Source organism: Ginsengibacter hankyongi (assembly GCF_008710285.1).
Classification (GTDB): Bacteria; Bacteroidota; Bacteroidia; order Chitinophagales; family Chitinophagaceae; genus Ginsengibacter; species Ginsengibacter hankyongi.
Map to the genome: position 1 here is coordinate 297,784 of NZ_VYQF01000004.1, position 21,319 is coordinate 319,102.

A 21,319-nucleotide genomic window follows, 5' to 3' on the forward strand; every position below is an offset into this window, starting at 1 on the left:
ACAAAACTTGAGGGGGATTTATACATCTTCCATTATATGAAAGCCATAAGGCTGAATTATCAGGTACTCGTCATCGTTAGCTACCCTGTATTTTTCCTTCGACCAATGATCATATAATTTTTCTGGCGTAAAGCCACTTTCTTTAAATGCATACCAGGTTATGTATGCCGGCTTACCGCTGAAATTATACAAGCAAAATATTTGTTGTTCTTTAGCGGCTCTTATAAACGCAGCAACATGAATGTTATGTGGCGTTATCCATGTAAGGTTACTGGTGTCGGCGATTGCGGGTAATTTTCGTCTTATGGCAAGGAGTTTTTGAGTTCCTTTAAAAATTCTATTTTCAATAGATCCTTCCTTATCTTTTAAATTATTTTTATTCCAGTTAATTACCGGCCGGTGCATCCACCTGTTATCATAACTTTTCCCGGCATCGTATAAATAAGAAGTATCATTGGTGTACCCAACTTCATCTCCATAAAATATCATAGGAAGGCCGCCAATGAAAAAACTAAACGATTGCATCAATAAAATTTTATCGATTGATTTCGTTATTTCATCTTTATTATTCTCTTCAATTGCTTTCTGCAAGCCGCATAACGATGCTAAAGTACCGCTGATGCGGGCGTCACCGGTTTTTGGATTATAAGAGAATAATGCCCCCTTTGCAGGCGAGCCATAATAATTTCCTGAATAATAATTCTTTAAGAATTGCCGGTGTTCATAAGTATTAAAACCCGATTGCTGAATCATATAATCATCATAACCTAATCCGATATCATCATGGCAGCGGGTATAAGTAATCCATGAAGTGCCGTAAGGTTTTTGTAATAAAATATTTTGTGCAGCAAGCATAACCCTTGTATCGCTGGTTGCCAGGGCATCCCATTGCAAAGCCATTTGTGTGGCATTATAAGCGAAGTCACATTCTTTAGCAGTGAAGCTTTCGGTTCCGAAATAATTCATGATTTCTTTGGGAGCCACTATCGCTTCGCCCAAGAGTGCCATACCTGGTGTCGCTACTTCTGTGCAAAGTTTTATAAGCCTGAGAATAGTGTGTGCCTGTGGCAGGTTTTGGCAGGTAGTTCCCAATTGTTTCCAAATGAATGCAGGTGCGTCTATCCGTAATATATCTATGCCGAGGTTTGCATAAAAAAATATCGTATCAAGCATGGCAATAAACACCTCCGGGTTTGTGTAATTAAGATCCCATTGGTAATGATGAAAAACAGTCATTACCCATTTGTTGCATTCTTCAACCCAGGTGAAATTGCCGGGGGAACTTTCAGGAAAAATTTCAGGCATTGATTTTTCAAACTCATCAGGAGTTTTTTTATCATCATACATATAAAAAAAATCCTGGTATTTTTTATCTCCTGCTTTGGCCTTCAATGCCCAATCATGATGACGAGAAGTGTGGTTGAGAACAATGTCAATCATGAGATACATTTCTTCTTCATTCATCTTTTGCTCGAGGTGTTGGAGGTCGCTTAGAGAGCCAAACCGTTTATCAACTTTTCTAAAATCGGAAACTGCATAGCCACCATCACTTTCGCCTTCGGGGCTTTCAAATAAAGGCATCAGGTGCAACACATTTATGCCAAGTTCTTTGAGGTAGGGTATTTTCTCTTCGAGTCCTGAAATGCTTCCGGAAAACCTGTCGACATATAAACTCATACCTGCAAGTTCATTGCTTAAATACCAGTTTTGTTTTTCAAGTTTAGCTATGTCCTTTTTTTGTAATTGTAAAGAACGTTTTTCAAAAGCGCTTACAATTGTTTCATTCAATCTGTCAAAGAAAAGAGGGCTTTTTTCGTGTGTGCCGTACAATTCATAAAATAACGAATGAATAGAAGAAGCATTGGCTATATATCTTGAAAAAAATGCGTTATGCTCTATCGTTCTTCCGGGGAATTGATTGGCAATTATTTTTTCAATTTTTGAATGAACTTTAAAATCGTACATGCCTTTACGTTATTAATGCAGTATAAGATTATTCAAATGTTTGAATGCTTCCATAGCGCCCATATATTCGCAGGTTCGTGCCCCGGCTTTATTGCCATTGGATATAATTTCTTTCCACTCTTCGCCACTTAGCGCCTGGATCATTTTTGAAGAATATTTACTTAGCTGGAATAATACAGCCCCAACAAATGCGTCGCCTGCACCGGTAGTATCTATAGGCTTTACAGGAATACTTGGAACAATTATTTTATTTTTTTGATACACCAGCATGGTTCCTTCTTTGCCCAATGTAATAGTAAAAGTGGCACCTGTTTTTTCTGATAAAATATTTGCCGCATCCGACACAGAATCTTTGCCCGTAATCAACATAGCTTCTTCATCACTTACTTTAAAAAAGTTACATTGTTGTATAAAATTCCATGATTGCTCAATAAAAAATTCTACATTATTTTTCCATAACAACTGGCGGAAATTTGGATCGAAACTTACAAAAATATTTTTCTCTTTCGCTTTTTGTAATAAGCTTTTATAAGCACCCTGCAAAGGACCCGGAAGAAATGCCGTGGCAGAGCCAAAGTGTATAATAGCACATTCATCTAAGTCAATTCCTGCAATGTCGTTTTCACTCAATTGTCCGTCTGCACCACGGTTAAAAACAAAGTCACGTTCTCCGTCTTCCATGAGTGATACAAAAGCGAAAGTTGTAAAATGATCTTTATCCTGTACCATCCACACGGTCGATACGCCAAAATCTTTCATTACATCAACCAGTTGCTGGCCAAATGGATCGGCGCCCACCTTGGCTGATAACATTACATCGCCGCCTAACGCGGCAATAGCTGCGGCAACATTTGTGGGTGCACCTCCTGGCTTCTTTAAAAAATGTTCACCCTTTGAAAGTGATAACCCCGTGTCAGTGCAAATCATATCAATAAGCGCTTCGCCAATGCATAGTATTTTCATATAGATAATTTTTTTAAAAATAGTTAAGGATGCTCTGTTGTCACAGACATTACATCCGGGGGAACATCGGTGTCCTCTTTTACTTTTGTGTTTTTAATTAAAGTTGTGGCCAATGCTGCCAATAATAAAAATGCTCCTGCAAAAGAAATGGCTCTGCCGGGATCGTTGGCTAAAAAATGTTTGAGGATGAATCCGAAAGTTACATTTTGTAAAATCATAGGAATCACGATCATCATATTTATAATACCCATATATACGCCATATCTTTCTTTAGGAATGTTATTTACAACCATTAGATAAGGTACACCCATCATGCTGGCCCATGCAATACCAAACCCTGTCATAGGGGCAAATAACAGGTATTTATTTTCAATATGCGGAAATACGAGTAAGCCAATTCCAGCCATGATCAAACAAACAATATGTACTAACTTGGGAGAGTATTTTTTTGCAAGGCCTACCAATGCAAAGGCGGATAAAAAAGTAGCAACGTTATACCACCCGTTTACAAGACCTGTCCAGCCAACCGCTTCTTCATATAACGATTTGTTGAGTGAAGGCGATGTATGCCACACAGATTCCGCAATACTCTTGGATGCATTTTGCCAATAGCAAAACAAGGCATACCATTGAAATAAATAAATGAGGGCTAATTGCCACATTACTTTAGGCATGTCTTTAATTGCTTCAAAGATTTCAATAAATGGTTCAGCAATTCCCTTCTTTGCTGCTTTTAATGCAGCTAGTTCTTCGGATGTAGGTGGTATTTCAGGCGTTTTATAAATAGACCACCCAACGGACGTAATTGAACAAATTGATCCTAGAAAAAATGAGCCAAAAACCCAATACGGAATTTGGCCATGCATGCCTTTTATATGCTTTTGAAAAAAGTATAGAGAAACATTTGCAAGGGTTATACCAAGCCCCGTAAAAAAGCTTTGAGATAAAAATCCGGTGGCATGTTGTTCTGGTGGTAATTTATCAGCAATGAAAGCCCTGTAAGGTTCCATTGCTGTGTTATTAGCAGCGTCCAGTACCCAAAGCAATCCAACCGCCATCCATAAAGAACTACTGAACGGATAAAGAAATAAACCAATGCTGCAGAACATGGCACCGATAAAGAAATAAGGTTTCCTTCTTCCAAATCTTGGTGACCATGTTTTATCGCTTAACGCTCCGATCATGGGTTGTATTAATAACCCGGTTATGGGGCCGGCTAAATTCAATAAAGGAATCTGGTCGGGGCTTGCGCCCAAAAAATCATAAATAGGATTTACGGCACTTTGTTGTAATCCAAAACTATATTGAATACCAAAAAATCCAACATTCATATTAATGATCTGGGAAAAAGTTAGCCTGGGTTTCTGCCATGTCATTTAATCTCATTTTTATAATAAAGCAAGCAATCGCAGATAAATATAATTAGTTTGATTGATAAAAGTGGATTTAAAACGGCCGCCTATTTTTATTACAATTCTATTATAAGAATTGTTGATGATGACGTTTCACTTATATAATTAACGGTGAATTTTGTTTCAGTTAAAAATTAATCCAGGTAAAAAATGGCTCTTGGAATACTAATACAATTTTATCATAATTACCTTATAAAAATAGCTGCCGAAGGGTATGAAAAAATTAATAATCCGGGTTATTAATGTCCATCCTAAATTCTGCATTTTCTCAGATTAAAAATGGGCATGTTTGCAATAAACTCATTCTGTCATTATTTACATCCGCCATTTTTCAAAAAGTGACACTAAATAAATTAATAATGTTAATACAAATGGGTATATAAAAAAAGTCCTCTGGAAGTTAAATAAAAGTGTAAAATCAAAGAAATATGCTACAACGTAGTTAACCCAAATAAAATTTCTAATGATTTCGAATTTCCTGCTAGTTGAATTATGTAACCATAATCTTATGAATAAATGTATAATTGACACCAGCGCATTATACAATTCTATCTTTTGTTAGTATTTTTTTAACATTTCGTTATCTTTTTTTCCGTAAAAAAATACTTTTAGTTAGATTGGTAACACAATTAATTTATCCTACAACAATTACTTTGATTATGAGAAAAAAAATACTGCTTAGTAGCCTTGCTATTATTTTCTGCATTATGCAATCGATTGCGCAGCAAAGGACAATTTCCGGAAAAGTTACTGATGCCTCAACAGGGCAACCAGTGGTTGGCACAACAGTTAGTGTAAAAGGTACCAAACTGGCAACGCAAACCGACAACGATGGAAATTACTCAATCTCTGTTCCGAATTCAGCGAAGGCATTAATTTTCACTACGGTCGGTTATGAGTCCCAGGACATTTTAATTAATGGCCAGGGCGAGATTTCGGTTTCTTTAAAAACCACAGTGTCTAACCTAAATGAAGTTGTCGTGGTGGGTTATGGTACTCAAAAACGTAAAGATTTGACGGGTTCTGTAAGTAGCATCTCCGCAGCTTCAATAGAAAAGGTACCGATCACCACGGCTCAGCAGGCGTTGCAGGGGCGCGCTGCAGGGGTACAAATAATAAATAATGATGCTTCTCCCGGGGGAAATATATCAGTGTTAATACGGGGTGTTGGTAGTTTGGCCAGTGGGGGCAATAATCCTTTATATGTTGTAGACGGCTATCCTACAACAGGAGGAATTAATAATATCAACGCAAACGATATTGCCAGTATAGATGTGTTAAAAGATGCATCTGCAACGGCTATTTATGGTATACGTGCGGCTAATGGAGTTGTAATCATTACTACAAAGAAGGGGACAAAAAATAATAAGGTCCAGGTTTCCCTGGATGCTTATAATGCTGTTCAGTCCAAGCCAAAAGAATATAACCTGTTAAATGCACAGCAGTTTGCTAGTCTTTCCAATGAAGTTGAAGCTGCTGATTCAACGCATTCTTATTTTGGATTGCCGGTGTGGCATACGCCCAGCGCTCTTCATAATATAGATTGGCAGAATGCCGTATACCGCACCGGGTTGACTCAAAATTATACAGTTGGCATACGTGGAGGAAATGAGAAAGTTCAGGCGGCGATGTCGTTTGGTTATTATGATCAGAAGGGAATTATAATAGGATCATTTTTTAAAAGATATAACCTTAATCTTAACCTCGATTACCAGGCTACCAGTTGGCTTAAATCGTCAACAAGCGTTAAATATTCTTACCAGGATGCAAACAATCCCCTCACGGGATTTAACCTTTTAAATGTAGCAACTAACCCACCTACCATGGACAGTGGAAGCAGAATTACTCCTTATATAAAAGATGGAAAAGGTAATTATGGTTTTTACAATCCTCTGAAAAATGTTGTGAGCGGCTTTGGCAACCCGGTTTATTCCGTGGAGACGAATCAATATCAAAATGTAACAAATTATATATTAGCGAGTACTTTTTTGGAGGCAACTATTTTTGACGGTCTCAAGATAAAAACGAATCTCGGGGCGAATGTTAGTAATTTCTCCAGTTTCTATCTTCAGCCGGCAGATAACAGGGCCAGCCTGCAATATGCTGGTGTAATTGTGTCACCTGCAAATTATCACCAGACTATAAACAAGACATTTGAGTGGTTATGGGAGAATACGATTTCATACGATAAAACTTTTGGGTTACACACCATCAATTTTGTGGGTGGCATTTCCGCCCAGAAAAATACATGGACGGGAATGGGAGGCGGCGGTATTCCTCCCAATACCGTGACAAGAGATTTATCGCTTGTCTCAAATCTGACTCTTGATCAAAATATTCCCGGCACAAATACCGGCAATGGTCAAAACGTTTATACTTTAGCTTCAACATTCGGAAGGATAACTTATCAGTATGCTGACAAATACATGCTGACTGCTACTGTAAGAAGAGATGGCTCTTCCAAGTTTGACCAGGGTCATAAATATGGTACCTTCCCATCCGCCGCGGTGGGATGGAGAATAAAAAATGAATCGTTTTTGAAATCCGCAGATTGGCTTTCGGACCTTAAGCTCAGGGGCAGTTGGGGCCAGGTAGGAAATGAGGCTCCGATAGGATTATTTCAATATCAGTCGCTGTATGCAGGGAATTACCCGTCGAATATAAATGGGGGAGGGCTTGATAATCTTGGGTATCCCTTTAATAAAGTATACCAGAATGGTATCGCTCAAATTCAGCCGGCTAACCCAACCCTGAAATGGGAAACCGATAAGCAATTAGATATTGGCGTTGATGCCGCATTTTTGCATGGCGCTTTAACCTTTACTGCTGACTATTTTAACCGGGATTCAAAAGATTTCCTGCTAAGGCTTGCTGCACCCGCACAAACCGGTTATAATTTCATTACCCGCAATATTGGAAGTATGAACAACAAAGGTTATGAGTTTGCTGTCAATTATAGTGGTAGCGCCAGCAAGGATTTCCATTATGGGATTGGCTTAACATTGACAACAATTAAAAATAAACTAACAAGCATCACATCAGGTACAGCTTTCGTGTCAAATTTTGGCGGTTTAATTTTAAACGGTTTCCAGGGATGGGATGAATATACCCGTTCCTATATTGGACAACCGGTGGGAGAGTTTTTTGGTTATAAAGCAATCGGAATTTATCAATCCCAGGCACAAATTGATGCTTTAAATCAAAAAGCCCCAGGTGGCATATATCGCCCCGGCGCTGTTGCTGTTCCGGGAGACAGAATTTTTGCGGATACTAACGGAGACGGCCTGGTAAATGCAGATGACAGAGTACCCATCGGAAACCCTCAACCAAAATTTTACGGTGGTCTCAACCTTGATGCTTCTTATAAGGCATGGGATATCAATTTGTACTTTTATGGTTCTGAAGGCAACAAAATATTAAACTATGTTGAAAGCAACCTGGAAAGTCTGGCACGTAGGGGTGGCGTTGGCTCTGAGAATGTAAGTGAAGAGTACTACAAGAATCACTGGACGCCGACCAATCCTTCAAACAGGTATGCAAGAGCGGCCAGCACTGCCGAGGATAACAGCTCCATTAATAATGTTCCATCCAGTGTATGGGTTGAAGATGGAAGTTTCCTTAAGTTGAAAAATGTTTCCATAGGTTATACTTTGCCAACAAGTTTATTGAGTCGTTTGTCTATATCAAGGATAAGGTTATATGTGTCTTCTCAAAATCTGTTCACTATTACCAAATACAAGGGTCTGGATCCGGAAATAGGAATCCAGGGAGGTAATGCAACTCAAAATGGTGTAGATAACGGAACATATCCTTCATCAAGGTATTTCACCTTCGGTCTCAATGCAACATTCTAAAATAAAAAAGAAAAAAATTAGCGATATGAGTAACAGAAAAAAAATTATCATCTATCTGATAGCTTTTGCTGTAACAGCAATAACAGTTTTCCAGGTGTCGTGCACAAAAAAATTCTTAGATCAAACCAACACCTTTGGAATATCTCCGGATGCTGCTGCCAGTAAGCCCCAGCAAGTGATTTCTCTTGTTAATGCTATTTATGATACATATCAGAATAGCGATTTGCTTAAAAAATGTATTTGGTACAGGGCCAATTTTGGAACTCATGACTTCTTCAACTGGGGTGCTGATGTATTTTGGAATAACTATCAAATCGCGCCAATTTTTGTAGGACTTATTACTTTCTGGAATCAATCTTACATTGGTATTGCAAGGGCAAATTCTGTATTTGCGGTTATTACGAAGGCAGAATCAGGCGGTGTGATTGATCATACCTTGGCAAGCCGCTTAAGAGGAGAAGCTTTTTTCCTGAGAGGCATGACGTACTATTACCTCGCTGCTTCTTTTGGGGGTGTTCCATTGGAGGTAGACACAACAGGTGCTTTAAATCTTGGTCTGAGGCCCCGGGATTCGCGGGATTCTGTGTTTCAACAAGTAGTATCAGATATGACGCAGGCAGAAGCCTTGTTATTGTCGAAATCCCAGTTGTCAAGTGCTGATCTGGGAAGAGCGACCAAGGGTGCCGCTTATGCTTATGATGGGGCGGCTCGTATGTGGCTAAAAGACTATGCCGGAGCGTTAACAGCTTTCAATAATCCGGAATTTAATAATTATCACCTGATGCCAAATTTCGTGGATGTCAACGAATATAACCATCAGAATAATGATGAATCTATTTTCGAAGTTCAGTTTTATTTAAAACCCGGTGATCCGCAGGATTGGGGCGGAAGCTGGCAACCTCCTGGAGCCGAGCTTGGCTGGATAGACAGCTTTAGCTGGCCGAATGAAATAACGCAACAGGGTTATGATTACGGTAACCCGGCACTATGGAATTCGTATCAGTCAGGAGACAAACGTAAAACCCTTACTATTGTAGGTCCGGGTGATTCATTACAAAGTCCCGGGATTATTGCCAAATGGGGTGGAATAAAAGGCTATCCTCCGGTAAAAGGAGGTTTTGCGAGTGGTAATCAAACATATACAGGTGATGATGGCAAAATCATAAATACTGTTGGCACTTTAACCAGGCCCTGGTATGGAGATGATAAACAACGTACCGGGTATGTTTGCGCAAAAAAATGGAGAGACCCTAATCTTACCGGCAATTATAGTAATCCGGCTGACGGTCAATCTCACATTTTTGGGGACCAAAACCAGATTTTGATGCGTTATGCCGAAGTTCTATTAAGTAGGGCTGAATGTAAAATCCGCACCGGTGATATTCCCGGCGGAATGGCTGATCTTAAAATGGTGAGAGACAGGGCATGGGGTGGCACTGCACCGGCAGTTATGAAAGATAGTGCTAATTATGATGGCACTCCGGGTGCAGATATAACAGATCCTTTGCAAATGGTATTAAGCGAATACAGGCATGAACTCAGCGGCGAATATTCTACTTTTTATGATATTTGCAGAGCAGGTACAGATGTGGCTGTTAAATTTATCAACAGTGCAAATGGAGCAGTGGAAAGCAGCTATAACCCCGTTCCCAACCCGGCTCCCGGTCCAACACATGACGGGAAAGTACATGGGTTATATAATACAGCGATTACGGCAAACTGGACTCTTTTGCCAATACCACAAGGTGCCAGAGCCCTTAATCCTAATTTAGCTCAAAATCCGGGTTATTAAAATATTTTTTTTGTCAAAAGGCTCTCTTCTAAAAAGAGGGCCTTTTTTATTGATGTTTCAATAACTTTATCCATTTTCTTCAAAAAAGGTGTATGAATTTTTCAAAACTAATTTTTGTTGGGTTTCTTTTTCTATTGCTTGATGCGTGCAATTCGAAACAAACTTTATTTCAACAAATTTCCTCGTCCCATTCCGGAATCACCTTTAACAACAAAATCACCGAGAATGATTCCATCAATCCAATGGATGTAGTAAATATTTATAACGGCGGTGGAATTGGCATAGGTGATTTTAATAACGATGGCTTGCAGGATATATATTTTGGTGGTAACATGGTGCCCGGAAAATTGTATTTGAACAAAGGGAATTTTAAATTCGAAGACATAACAGATATCGCAGGTGTTGGAGGAATGGGCAGGTGGGAAAGGGGGATATCAGTGATTGATATAAACAATGATGGGCTCATGGACATTTATATCTGTAATACCATCGATAAAGATTCGATCAAACGGAGAAATATACTCTACATAAACCAGGGATTGGATAAAGATGGTATTCCGCATTTTAAAGATATGGCTGCGGAGTACGGATTGGATATTCATGTGCAATCAACCATGGCCAGTTTTTTTGACTATGATAATGATGGAGATTTAGACATGTATCTAACGGTCAACGAAGCTTCCAATGCGAGTAATCCTTCTGTTTTTCGGGAGCGACATGCAGTAAACACCGTTCCCAGCCGGGGAAGGTTATTTCGGAATGATATGGATCCTCTTTTAAAACATCCTGTATTTCATGATGTTTCTGATGAGGCCGGGATAACAGCTGATGGATTTGGCCATGCGGCTACAATTTGCGATATCAACAACGATGGATGGAAAGACATTTACATTTCAGATGACTTTATATCAAATAATCTTCTTTATATAAACAACCACAACGGTACATTTACCGAAAGGGCGAAAGAGTATTTTAAACATACATCCTTTAATTCCATGGGCCAGGATGTGGTAGACATCAACAATGACGGGCGACCTGATGTTGTTGAATTGGATATGAATCCGGAAGATAATTATCGGAAAAAGATGATGTCGGGTGCCAACAATACTTTCACTTACCAGAGTTTCGATCAGTTCGGTTATCAATATCAATATGTGCGGAATACGTTGCAAATAAACCAGGGCCCTATCATCGGGGCAAATGATACTATTGGACGCCCGGCTTTTAGCGACATTGGTTTCATGGCCGGTATATCACAAACCGACTGGAGTTGGTGTCCCCTCGTTACCGATTTTGACAATGATGGGTATCGCGATTTAATTGTAACCAATGGCTTTCCACGGGATGTCTCAGACCACGATTTTATTGCCTACCGTAAACAAGCGGGCGGAACGGAAAGTACGATGTCTCTGCTGAATCAAATACCCCAGGTTAAAATTCATAATTATGCTTTTCATAACCAGGGCGATCTCACTTTCAGGGATGTAACTTCACAATGGGGGCTTACAGTACCTACTTTTTCGAGTGGGGCAGCATATGCTGATTTTGATAATGATGGTGCGATGGATATGGTGATCAGCAATATTAATGATGAAGCATTATTGTACAGAAATACTTTACACGATAAGGATTCGCTTAATACTAATTTTTTGCAAATAAAATTTCATGGCGATAAGCAAAATATTAATGGAATAGGAGCTTCTGTAACTATATTCTACGACAATGGTAAACTCCAGGTATATGATAATAATCCTTACAGGGGTTACATCTCTACCGATGAAGATGTGGCGCATTTTGGACTAGGTAAAATAAAAGTTGTAGATTCTGTAATCATAAAATGGGGCAATGGCAAAACGCAAACTTTAAGGAATATAAAGGTAAACCAGGTTGTAACAGCAGATATCAGAAATGCCGCCGAAAGTCATTCTGCGCCGCAACCAATAACTGATACAACCAGTTTGTTTACCGATGTTACCGGTTCGGAAGGTATCAATTTCAAGCATAAAGATATTGACAATTTTATAGATTTTAATATCCAGATAATTCTGCCTCATAAATTTACTGAATATTGCCCGGCCATTGCAACCGCAGACCTTGATGGCAACGGATTAGATGATATGGTTGTTGGAGGAAACACATTTAATCCTGCCCAGGTTTTTTATCAGCAGGCAGATGGGAAATTTATTCAGCGAAAATTAGATTCCTCTAAAATTGATGTGACTAATCAAAATGCAGATGAAGGAATATTAATCTTTGATGCCAACGGAGATGGAAGACAGGATGTTTATGTTTCGAGCGGCGGATATAAGAACGATCCCAATTCAAAGTACTACCAGGACAGGTTATACATTAATGAGGGTAAAGGAAATTTTGCATTAGACTCGGCTGCCCTGCCACAAAATTTTACCAGCAAACTCTGCGTAAGAGCCTTCGATTATAATAAAGACGGAAAGCTGGATTTATTTGTATCAGGCCGCGTAGATCCCTGGAATTATCCAAAACCTGTGGGCAGTTTCATTTTTAGAAATGATACAAAAAATGGGATTGCCAGGTTTACCGATGTAACAAATGAAGTGGCTCCGGCTTTGAAGAATATCGGGATGGTTTGCGATGCCCTGTTTACCGACTTTGACAATGACGGTCAAACAGATTTGATTCTTGCCGGAGAATGGATGCCTATCACGTTTTTAAAAAATGGGAATGGACAATTTAGAAAGGTGCATACAGGCGTCGATAGTTTTTATGGTTGGTGGAATACTATTGTCGCCGGGGACTTCAGGCATACGGGAAGGATGGACTATATAGTAGGCAATCTTGGGTTAAATACAATTCTCCAGGCAAGTGATTCATTTCCTGTATACATGACTGCCAAAGATTTTGACAATAATGGATCTGAAGATCCCATATTGTCACTCTATCTACCGGATAAAAATGGCGTAAAAAAGGAGTTCCCGCTTTTTAGCCGGGATGACATAATGACCCAGCTTCCGGGTTTGAAAAAGAAATTTGATGACTATAAATCTTTTGCAAATGCAAGTATGGATGATATTTTTTCGCCGAGGCAAAGGCAAGGAGCCTTGCGTTTGAAAGCAAATTACCTTCAATCGTGTTATTTAAGAAATGAAGGCAATGGTAAATTCACCATGATTCCACTTCCAAAGGAAGCACAGGTTTCAGTTTTAAATGGAATGGTCGCGGAAGATTTCAATGGCGATGGCAACCTGGATCTCGCTATCAATGGAAACGATTACGGTACCGAAGTTTCTACCGGCAGGTACGACGCGTTGAACGGACTTGTGTTACTTGGAGATGGAAAGGGAAATTTTAAACCGTTATCCATTTTACAGAGCGGAATTTATATCCCGGGAAACGGTAAAGCATTGGTTAAATTATTAGATAACAAAGGCGATTTGATGTTAGCTGCCAGTCAAAATAAAGATGCATTGAAAGTATTTAAACTCAAACGGGAAGCAAACCATATAGCCATACTTCCCGATGATATAAATGCCATCATTACTTATAAAGATGGTACTATACAAAAGCAGGAATTTTATTATGGATCTTCCTTTTTATCCCAATCTGCAAGATTTTTAATTACGAACTCGCTAATGAGCAGTGTGGCTATTAAAAATAACTCTGGTGTAATAAGAACTATTACCCTTAAGTAGATTGACAGGTTTCCTCAGACACATACATGCTTTCGCCAAATAATATGCGGCAGTTTACCGTATCAGATGTGTTTGAAAAAAAACATGTTATCGTTCAAAAGGATCCTAGACAGTTTTGGGGCTATTTTTAAAAAGTGAGTTACAAGATAATCATTGAATACTGTTACAAGATTACAATCCATTTTTTAAAATTCATATGGTTTTCTGGCGAAGCTTTTTGAAAGCATTTTCAATTCTAAAGAAACCCTCTCTTGGTGAGTTGACAGTCTTTAAATATCTACCCAGATAAAATATCATTGCCTTTGGATAAAAAAATATTTTCTAAGAAAATGTTAATAGTATGCATCAAAATCCTACTTTTATGTGTCCTTTATACATATTGTCCTCCTCGTATGTAAACGAGAATTAATTTTTAACCACTTTATTGATTGCAAATTATGAGTATCAAGACCTTTCACCAGGGTAAAAAAATTTCAACTTATTTTTTATCTCTTATTTTCCTGACTGCGTCATTTATCCCTTCACTCGTTTTTGCACAAGCAAAAACTGTTACGGGTAAAATAACGGGTAGCGATGGAGCGCCGATAGAAGGTGTCTCCGTTCAACAAAAAGGCGAAAAAACCGGAACAGCAACTGATGCCGGCGGTAATTTCTCTTTAAGTGTTACAAATCCAAATGCATCCCTGGTGGTGTCATCTTTGGGATACGAAACGCAGACCATTGCTCTAAGCGGCCGGTCTAATATTTCGGTAACCCTTGTAGGTGCAGCTGCAAAGGAACTGGAGCAGGTTGTGGTGATTGGTTATGGAACGGCCAGCAAGCGGGATCTGACTGGTTCAATTGTAACAGTATCAGGAAAGGAAGTTGCTGATAAGCCAAATACAAATCCGATAGCTTCATTGCAAAGCAAAGTTGCAGGACTTTCTGTAGTTAATAATGGGACGCCAGGTGCAGCACCTGATATTCGAATAAGGGGTACCGTGAGTATAGGACAAGTGCATCCTCTTTATGTTGTAGATGGCGTTTTTGAAGATAATATTGATTACATAAATCCTTATGATATTGAGTCCATCGAAGTTTTAAAAGATCCTTCCTCGCTGGCAATCTTCGGTGTTAAAGGTGCTACGGGAGTTATAGCGATAACCACTAAAAGAGCCAAAGCAGGACAAACTGTAGTCAATTTTAATACTTTTTACGGCTTTAAGACTTTAACGGATAAAATAAAAATGGCAAACGCTTCTCAATTTAAAACGCTTTTTGATGAAGAGAACGCCAATAATACTATTTCAAACCCAATTGATCCAAGCCTTACTGCTAACACTGATTGGATAAATGCTGTAATAAGGACCGCAAACACCTCTACCAGTAATTTAAGTATTTCGGGAAGTACTGAAAAAAATAAATTTTACCTGGGATTAGGCTACACTCATGACGAGGGTCTTATAAAACACGAGCAACTGGAAAGGATGCAATTTAATTTTAGTGATGAAGTGAAATTAAATAAATCTATAAAAGTAGGTATTAACCTTAATGGCTCAAGACAGCACAATCCTTATGACGCCACCTCCATTTTGGATGAGGCGAGAAAGTTAATACCCCTTGTGCCAGGCGGAACAAAACCATTTCGCGTGCAAAATCCTTACGGCACCGATAGTATGAATGTTAACCTTTATTCAGATGTAATTGGCGCCCTGCAAAGTGCTGGTATCGTAAATCCACTACTTGAACTGGAAAATACCTGGAATAAAACGATTGGTATTGAATACAGAACAGTAGGAAGTGTGTATGGTGAAGTAAACTTCCTAAAATACTTTACTTTCAGATCGACCTTTTATGCGGATATGAGTAATATTAATACGAGGAATTATAGCCCTCTATATGACGCTTATAACCCCGTAACTAATGTTCCCTTTGGTTATACATTTACTACAAGTTTACATGAAGACGATAATACTTACCGCAAATTTCAAGGCGACCATATTCTCACATTCAAGAAAAGTTTTGGAGATCATAATCTAACAGTGACTGCTGGTTTTACAACATATTATTTCGGCAATTTTGACAGAAAGGTGTTAGTGAAACAAGGCACTACTGCAACAGATTTACCCATTCCGAATGACCCAAGGTTTTGGTATGTTAACTCAGGATTTGGCGTTGTTGATCCGACCATTGACCCCGGTAAGACATACTCTGCGCAAAATGAATATACTACTGCTTCTGGTTTAGGAAGGATATTATATAATTACAAGGGAAAATATTTCCTGAATGCCTCATTACGTAATGATGCATCTTCTCAAATTCCTACCAAAAACCGTAATCAGCAATTCTGGGCATTGGGGGGAGCTTGGGAACTTTCAAAAGAGAATTTTATGTCCAATCAACACATATTTGACAATTTAAAACTTAAGGGTTCAATAGGTGTTTTGGGAAATCAAAGTGCATCTTATTTAGATGGTACTCCTATTAATTATCCTTTTTATCCCAACCTTAATACGGGTGTAAATGCTGTATTTGGAACAAATATTTATGCCGCGTCTACACCTGCTTATGTTGCGAATCCCAATCTGAAATGGGAAACAATAGAGGCCCAGGAAGTAGGTATTGAACTGAGCGCATTTCAAAATCGTTTGCATTTTGAAGGCAATTATTTTAATAAGAAAACAAAAGATTTAATGACTTATGTTGACAGGTCGACAGTTGGTCAACCTAATGAATTAATTAACGGCGGAAGTATTAAAAACTGGGGTGAAGAATTTTCTGCCACATGGAATCAAAATATAAATAAGGATTTTACAGTTAGCGTTGGGGGTAATATCACCTTCCTTAAAAATAAAGTGCTGAGTTTAAGTCCTGATATACCAACGGGGGTATTACAGGTAGTTAGGGAAAATAACGGCGAAGCCATAAGTAGAACTGAACCTGGCCATCCGATAGGTTCTTTTTATGGTTATGTTGTCACTGGTGTTTTTCAAACCCAGGCACAGATTAACAAATCGCCCAGCCAGGCCAATCTTGGCGGTAATATCATCAGGCCGGGCGACCTGATGTTTAAAGATTTGAATGGCGATAATGTAATTGATTCAAAGGACAGAACTTTTATAGGGAATCCTACTCCCGATTTTACGTATGGAGGAAACATAACATTGAACTACAAAGGATTTAACCTCAGTGTTGATGTGGGTGGAGTTTATGGCAACGAGATTTATAGGGTTTGGGGATCTTTAGAATCACCCTTCCAACGAGTTAATTATCCTGAATTTAAAATAAATCGCTGGCACGGACCAGGAACTTCCAATTGGGATCCTCTTTTGAGCCAGGCTGACAGAAGCAATTATATTGGCTCAACATATAATATTGAAGACGGAAGTTATTTTAGAATACGAAATATTCAATTGGGTTACAATTTCCCTGGTGATCTGATATCAAAATTGAAATTAAAGAATCTACGCTTATTCGTAAATACACAGAATCCAAAAACATGGAAAAATAATTTGGGCTACACCGCGGAATTTGGTGGCAATGCAACTGCTTTTGGATATGACGCAGCGGGCGGGGCTATACCAATCGTGACAACCTTTGGATTAAATGTAACGTTTTAAATTATTAATACTACTTCTTTATGAAAAAAATAAAATACGCGAGTTTATTTTTGCTCATCGGGGCACCAACGCTTTTAATGGTTTCTGGTTGCAAGAAATTTCTTGATCGCAAACCGTTGACCGCAACCTTTGATGATCTACACCAGGGAGGTCTAGAAACCCAGGTTTTTGGATTATATAGTACCTTACGCGGCTCTGCCGGTTTTTCTACTTTACCGTGGCTCGATTTTAACAGTATTCGGGACGACGACGCTGAAAAAGGCAGTAATCTTTCTGACGGAGCCGAGATCAACACCGAATTTGAGACGTTTCAATACACAAAAGATGACTGGGCTACCGATACTTATTGGAATGATCACTTTTATATGATAGGTCTAACCAACAAAATACTGCATGATGCAGATTCATTAAAGTTGACTGACGCGGCGTCTCTTAGAAATGTAGGAGAGGCCCGCTTCTTTCGTGCATATTCCTTTTTTGAATTGGTTAAAGCTTACGGCCCGGTGCCATTGCTAAATTTTTATTCTGCAAATGCCGCTGACAATATTAAGCCTAAAGCTCCGATTGCTGATATCTATGCACAAATTGACTCTGATTTGAATATCGCTTCTCAATATCTTCCTTTAAACTGGGAAGTAGCAGGCACTAATAGGTATCCTGGCCGGGTAACCAGCGGGGCTGCAAAATCATTATGGGCTCAGTCGTTTGCATTCAGGCCATTGTCTTTAAGTCCAAATAAATGGGATTCAGTTAAAAAATATTGCCTTGAGGTAACTCAATCAGGGCAATACTCACTAATTCCTGACTTTCAGGATATCTGGAAAGACGGTTTGAATGGGGCAGGAAAAAACGGCCACGAATCGATATTTGAAATGCAGGCCACCATCGGTGCCAATGGAACCAATAACTTTGGTAGTGCATGGGCGACCAGTCAAAATGTGAGAAAAGATGATGCCGGACATCCGTGGAATTTGGGCTGGGGCTGGAATACACCAACCCAGCACCTCGTGGATGCATGGGATCCCACCGATCCACGAAAGAATAAAACTATCCTTTTTTCGGGACAGTCTGATGGAGGGCCCGCTGAAGGCGGCTACGGAGCTACAGTTCCTCCATATGGGCCAAGCGAAAAAGGCGATTCGATACCAAGAAAATATTGGAACAAAAAAGTATATTCTGACCCTCAAATGCGGCAATTTACAGGCTCGCCTCACGGTGCTGACTGGATAAATCATAGAATTATCCGCTATGCTGATGTGTTATTATTACTTGCGGAAGCTTCTAATGAATTAGGGGATGGCGCCACCGCTGAAGCAAGACTCGAAGAGGTAAGGGCAAGAGCAAGGGGAGGGGATAATACAGTATTGCCTCATATAGCCTTTGCCAGCCAATCGCAGATGCGTACAGCTATTAAAAATGAACGAAGGTGGGAATTTGCTATGGAAGGTTACCGTTTTTATGATTTGGTGAGATGGGGCGACGCTCAGGCTGTATTGGGATCATTAGGTTACCAGCCTCGAAATGCTTTATATCCAATTCCTCAACCGGCCATCGATTTATCAGGGGGAGTTTTAGTGCAGAATCCTGATTATTAATTAATACATCTGTTGTTTGCCTAGTTTAATTTAGTGTATACTATAAAATATTAACCATGAATTTTAAAAATAAATTTTTCAGGATCACTACGTTGATTTTGACATTATGTATTATAATAACGAGTTGCCAGAAACTAACCAGGCCTGCCTTGGGAAATTATCCAAAGGATCCTCCAACTCCTCCATATAATCCTCTAAAAAGCTCGTTTTCATTCGAAAACAATACTACCGATGATGGTGAAAACAAATTAACTTCCACTTCTTCAAATGTTTCTTATGTGGCGGGAATAAAGGGACAAGCTTTAAAGATTGGGTCATTGGGATATCTTGTTTTTCCGCTGAAAGATACAAATACCGACGTAAATGGATTCGTAAATATTCCTGTGGACACCATCAAAAATTTGGGAAGTTTTACTTTGGCTTTTTGGATAAATGGGTTAGGTGATGTCGCAGGCGGTGGGCCGATACAGACAGGCGCTCAGGGTATATTCGCAATATCTGAAAGCACTCAATTTTGGGGAAATCTTGAAATATTCTTAGAAAACTACAAAGATGCGGCTGATCCTAATGCAGTATGGCTGAAAATACATATGTTCAACGCAAATGATGCTGCTAACTCGGAACAATGGATTGCGGATGATAATACTAAACTGAAGAATGTATTAAATAAATGGACTCATATTGCTTTAACTTACGATGCTTCTACATCCGCTTTCAATTTGTATAAAGATGGTGCTGTGACGGCAGTTAATAATAAAATACTGGATGCTGGAAACTACGGAAAAATAAAATTTAATAATGTTACCGGCATGGTAATTGGAAGTTATGCTTTCCAGACCAAACCCAGTTTGACCAATCATGGCCCGGAAAGTTGGGCTCAGTCATTTAACGGCGCTATAGATCAATTTCATCTTTACAATAAAGCGATGAGCGCTGCTGAAATAAACGATCTTTATACATCGAAACAATAACTCTTAAAAACTTTTGCAAAAAGAGAGCTGCAATTATTTGAAGCTCTCTTTTTTTATTGGCTGAATGGAACTTTATTCCGTGAATGAAAAGATAAGAACTCAATTGAGAGGCCTCGAGAATGCTTACCAATTGGATAATTAGAGTATGCGCAGCGTATGAAATTAGGAATGCTTACACAATCGAATAACACTTTGTATTTCGTTTCTCCAACCCTAAGTCATTTATGTTTTTGCATAAATCGTTTTGTTTCTTCCGGGTAAACTTTTATCAGGTGTGTATGTATCAAAGCGGCAGTCGGCTCGATATGGCCGGGAAGCAAAAGAGCGACTGACATGGATGGTTGTTTGGGCATGTGGCAATCAATACAATTTGATTTGATGGATGAAACTGTTGCCGGATCAATCTTGCAAAAAGTTCCGTGTTCTTTATTATGGCACGTCATGCAACGCTGCGAAAATAATTCAGTTTGGACCCTTTCGTTTTCATGCGTATTATGACAGGTAATGCAAGTCATGGTGGTACTCAGCCTGAAACATTTACTTTCTTTCATTAAGCCAAGTTGGTTACCATGAACATCAATTTCTTTCGTTGTGGGTCCCGCGGTACTTGGTACAAAATATTTGGAGAGTGTATCACCCGCAATAAATTCAAAAGATGGTGTTGTTTTTTGCAACCTTCCTCCATGGCACAAGCCACATAAGTCAAGACTTTGCTGCCTCGAAAACTTCGATGGATTAATAATATATCTTCCTACCTGATCTTTGGGATTTTGCGTTTGGTATTCCACGTGCTTCGCAGACGGGCCATGGCATTTTTCGCATTGTACGCCATATAAAATTTCATTGTGATCATATTCTTCAGGCTCTTTACCTGGAGGCGAAGTAACATTAAAATAAGTACTGTGGCATTCAAGGCAACGTGATGTAACAGGGCGGTTATAAACGACTTTTCCGGGATCATAGCCGGGGCTATTAGCCCATTCATTGGCAGCCGTCAAAAAAGAAATCGGCAGTTGAAAAAGCTCGTTCTTATACCAGGATAAATAAGTTTGACCTTTAGCGCCAGAACCCGTAACGATGTCAAATCGCTTTGCAATTTTTTCTACACCACGTTGCCAGGCAACCTGGAACAAACCACTATCTCTTTTTTCCATGCTTACGTAAAGGTGGTCGTTAAAGGGAAATATATTTCTTCCCTTTTCAAAACTGCCTTTTATATACTTTTCTAAAGCCGGTTGAGACGTTAAAAAATGACTCGTATGAATAAAACTTTCATAAATATTTTTATGGCACTTAATACACGTGGCTTCGCCCGCAAACTGTTTAAAATTTACTTTTCGCTGGTAAGATGTTGCAGCATTCTTCTTCGCGATATCATTATTTTTTTTCCCATTATTAATACATTGAATAAGGAGGACGAAGCAGGAAAAAATAAGAAGCAATACAACTACTGATCGCCTGAAGTTTATAAAAGCTTTCATGAAAATTTATGCGATTATC

General features: G+C 39.1%; 10 protein-coding genes. 6 read left to right on the forward strand and 4 right to left on the reverse strand.

The features are described from left to right. Positions 1-18 precede the first annotated feature (18 nt). Genes FW778_RS15705 through FW778_RS15715 form a run of 3 tightly spaced genes read right to left on the reverse strand, consistent with a single transcriptional unit; the run spans position 19 to position 4,304 of the window. Complete coding sequence (locus FW778_RS15705) at positions 19-1,965, reverse strand: alpha-amylase family glycosyl hydrolase (protein WP_150415749.1); 1,947 nt, start codon at positions 1,963-1,965, stop codon at positions 19-21. 12 nt (positions 1,966-1,977) lie between these two features. After that, entirely contained in the window at positions 1,978-2,928 is a 951-nt protein-coding gene (locus FW778_RS15710; RefSeq protein WP_150415750.1) for a carbohydrate kinase family protein, read from the reverse strand. Between the two features lie 23 nt (positions 2,929-2,951). Beyond that, entirely contained in the window at positions 2,952-4,304 is a 1,353-nt protein-coding gene (locus FW778_RS15715) for an MFS transporter (protein WP_150415751.1), read from the reverse strand. Between the two features lie 695 nt (positions 4,305-4,999). On the opposite strand from FW778_RS15715, the gene FW778_RS15720 reads away from it, so the two are divergent. The 6 genes from FW778_RS15720 to FW778_RS15745 all read left to right on the forward strand — a co-directional run bounded on the left by FW778_RS15720 (position 5,000) and on the right by FW778_RS15745 (position 19,819). After that, positions 5,000-8,194: a SusC/RagA family TonB-linked outer membrane protein gene (locus FW778_RS15720; RefSeq protein WP_150415752.1), complete on the forward strand. Its 3,195-nt coding sequence runs from the start codon at positions 5,000-5,002 to the stop codon at positions 8,192-8,194. Between the two features lie 25 nt (positions 8,195-8,219). Then, positions 8,220-9,986 (forward strand): RagB/SusD family nutrient uptake outer membrane protein, encoded by a 1,767-nt coding sequence (locus FW778_RS15725; RefSeq protein WP_202552285.1) that lies wholly within the window; start codon positions 8,220-8,222, stop codon positions 9,984-9,986. A gap of 92 nt (positions 9,987-10,078) precedes the next feature. Next, the gene (locus FW778_RS15730) at positions 10,079-13,654 is read left to right on the forward strand and encodes a VCBS repeat-containing protein (RefSeq protein ID WP_150415754.1); all 3,576 of its coding nucleotides are present in this window, start codon (positions 10,079-10,081) and stop codon (positions 13,652-13,654) included. 437 nt (positions 13,655-14,091) lie between these two features. Further along, on the forward strand, positions 14,092-17,253 hold the full coding sequence (locus FW778_RS15735; RefSeq protein ID WP_150415755.1) for a SusC/RagA family TonB-linked outer membrane protein: 3,162 nt from the start codon (positions 14,092-14,094) through the stop codon (positions 17,251-17,253). A gap of 20 nt (positions 17,254-17,273) precedes the next feature. Next, entirely contained in the window at positions 17,274-18,848 is a 1,575-nt protein-coding gene (locus FW778_RS15740; protein WP_150415756.1) for a RagB/SusD family nutrient uptake outer membrane protein, read from the forward strand. A 56-nt stretch (positions 18,849-18,904) separates the two neighbouring features. Continuing rightward, the gene (locus FW778_RS15745; RefSeq protein WP_150415757.1) at positions 18,905-19,819 is read left to right on the forward strand and encodes a LamG domain-containing protein; all 915 of its coding nucleotides are present in this window, start codon (positions 18,905-18,907) and stop codon (positions 19,817-19,819) included. Between the two features lie 218 nt (positions 19,820-20,037). Here the strand turns inward: FW778_RS15745 and FW778_RS15750 are convergent, their stop codons facing one another. Next, positions 20,038-21,300, reverse strand: coding sequence for a multiheme c-type cytochrome (locus FW778_RS15750; RefSeq protein WP_150415758.1), 1,263 nt, complete (start codon positions 21,298-21,300; stop codon positions 20,038-20,040). Positions 21,301-21,319 lie beyond the last annotated feature (19 nt).

Excerpts from the sequence above, each read along its gene's own strand:
- FW778_RS15705 (WP_150415749.1), bottom strand. The coding sequence starts at position 1,965 with ATGTACGATTTTAAAGTTCATTCAAAAATTGAAAAAATAATTGCCAAT.
- FW778_RS15710 (WP_150415750.1), bottom strand. The coding sequence starts at position 2,928 with ATGAAAATACTATGCATTGGCGAAGCGCTTATTGATATGATTTGCACT.
- FW778_RS15715 (WP_150415751.1), bottom strand. The coding sequence starts at position 4,304 with ATGACATGGCAGAAACCCAGGCTAACTTTTTCCCAGATCATTAATATG.
- FW778_RS15720 (WP_150415752.1), top strand. The coding sequence starts at position 5,000 with ATGAGAAAAAAAATACTGCTTAGTAGCCTTGCTATTATTTTCTGCATT.
- FW778_RS15725 (WP_202552285.1), top strand. The coding sequence starts at position 8,220 with ATGAGTAACAGAAAAAAAATTATCATCTATCTGATAGCTTTTGCTGTA.
- FW778_RS15730 (WP_150415754.1), top strand. The coding sequence starts at position 10,079 with ATGAATTTTTCAAAACTAATTTTTGTTGGGTTTCTTTTTCTATTGCTT.
- FW778_RS15735 (WP_150415755.1), top strand. The coding sequence starts at position 14,092 with ATGAGTATCAAGACCTTTCACCAGGGTAAAAAAATTTCAACTTATTTT.
- FW778_RS15740 (WP_150415756.1), top strand. The coding sequence starts at position 17,274 with ATGAAAAAAATAAAATACGCGAGTTTATTTTTGCTCATCGGGGCACCA.
- FW778_RS15745 (WP_150415757.1), top strand. The coding sequence starts at position 18,905 with ATGAATTTTAAAAATAAATTTTTCAGGATCACTACGTTGATTTTGACA.
- FW778_RS15750 (WP_150415758.1), bottom strand. The coding sequence starts at position 21,300 with ATGAAAGCTTTTATAAACTTCAGGCGATCAGTAGTTGTATTGCTTCTT.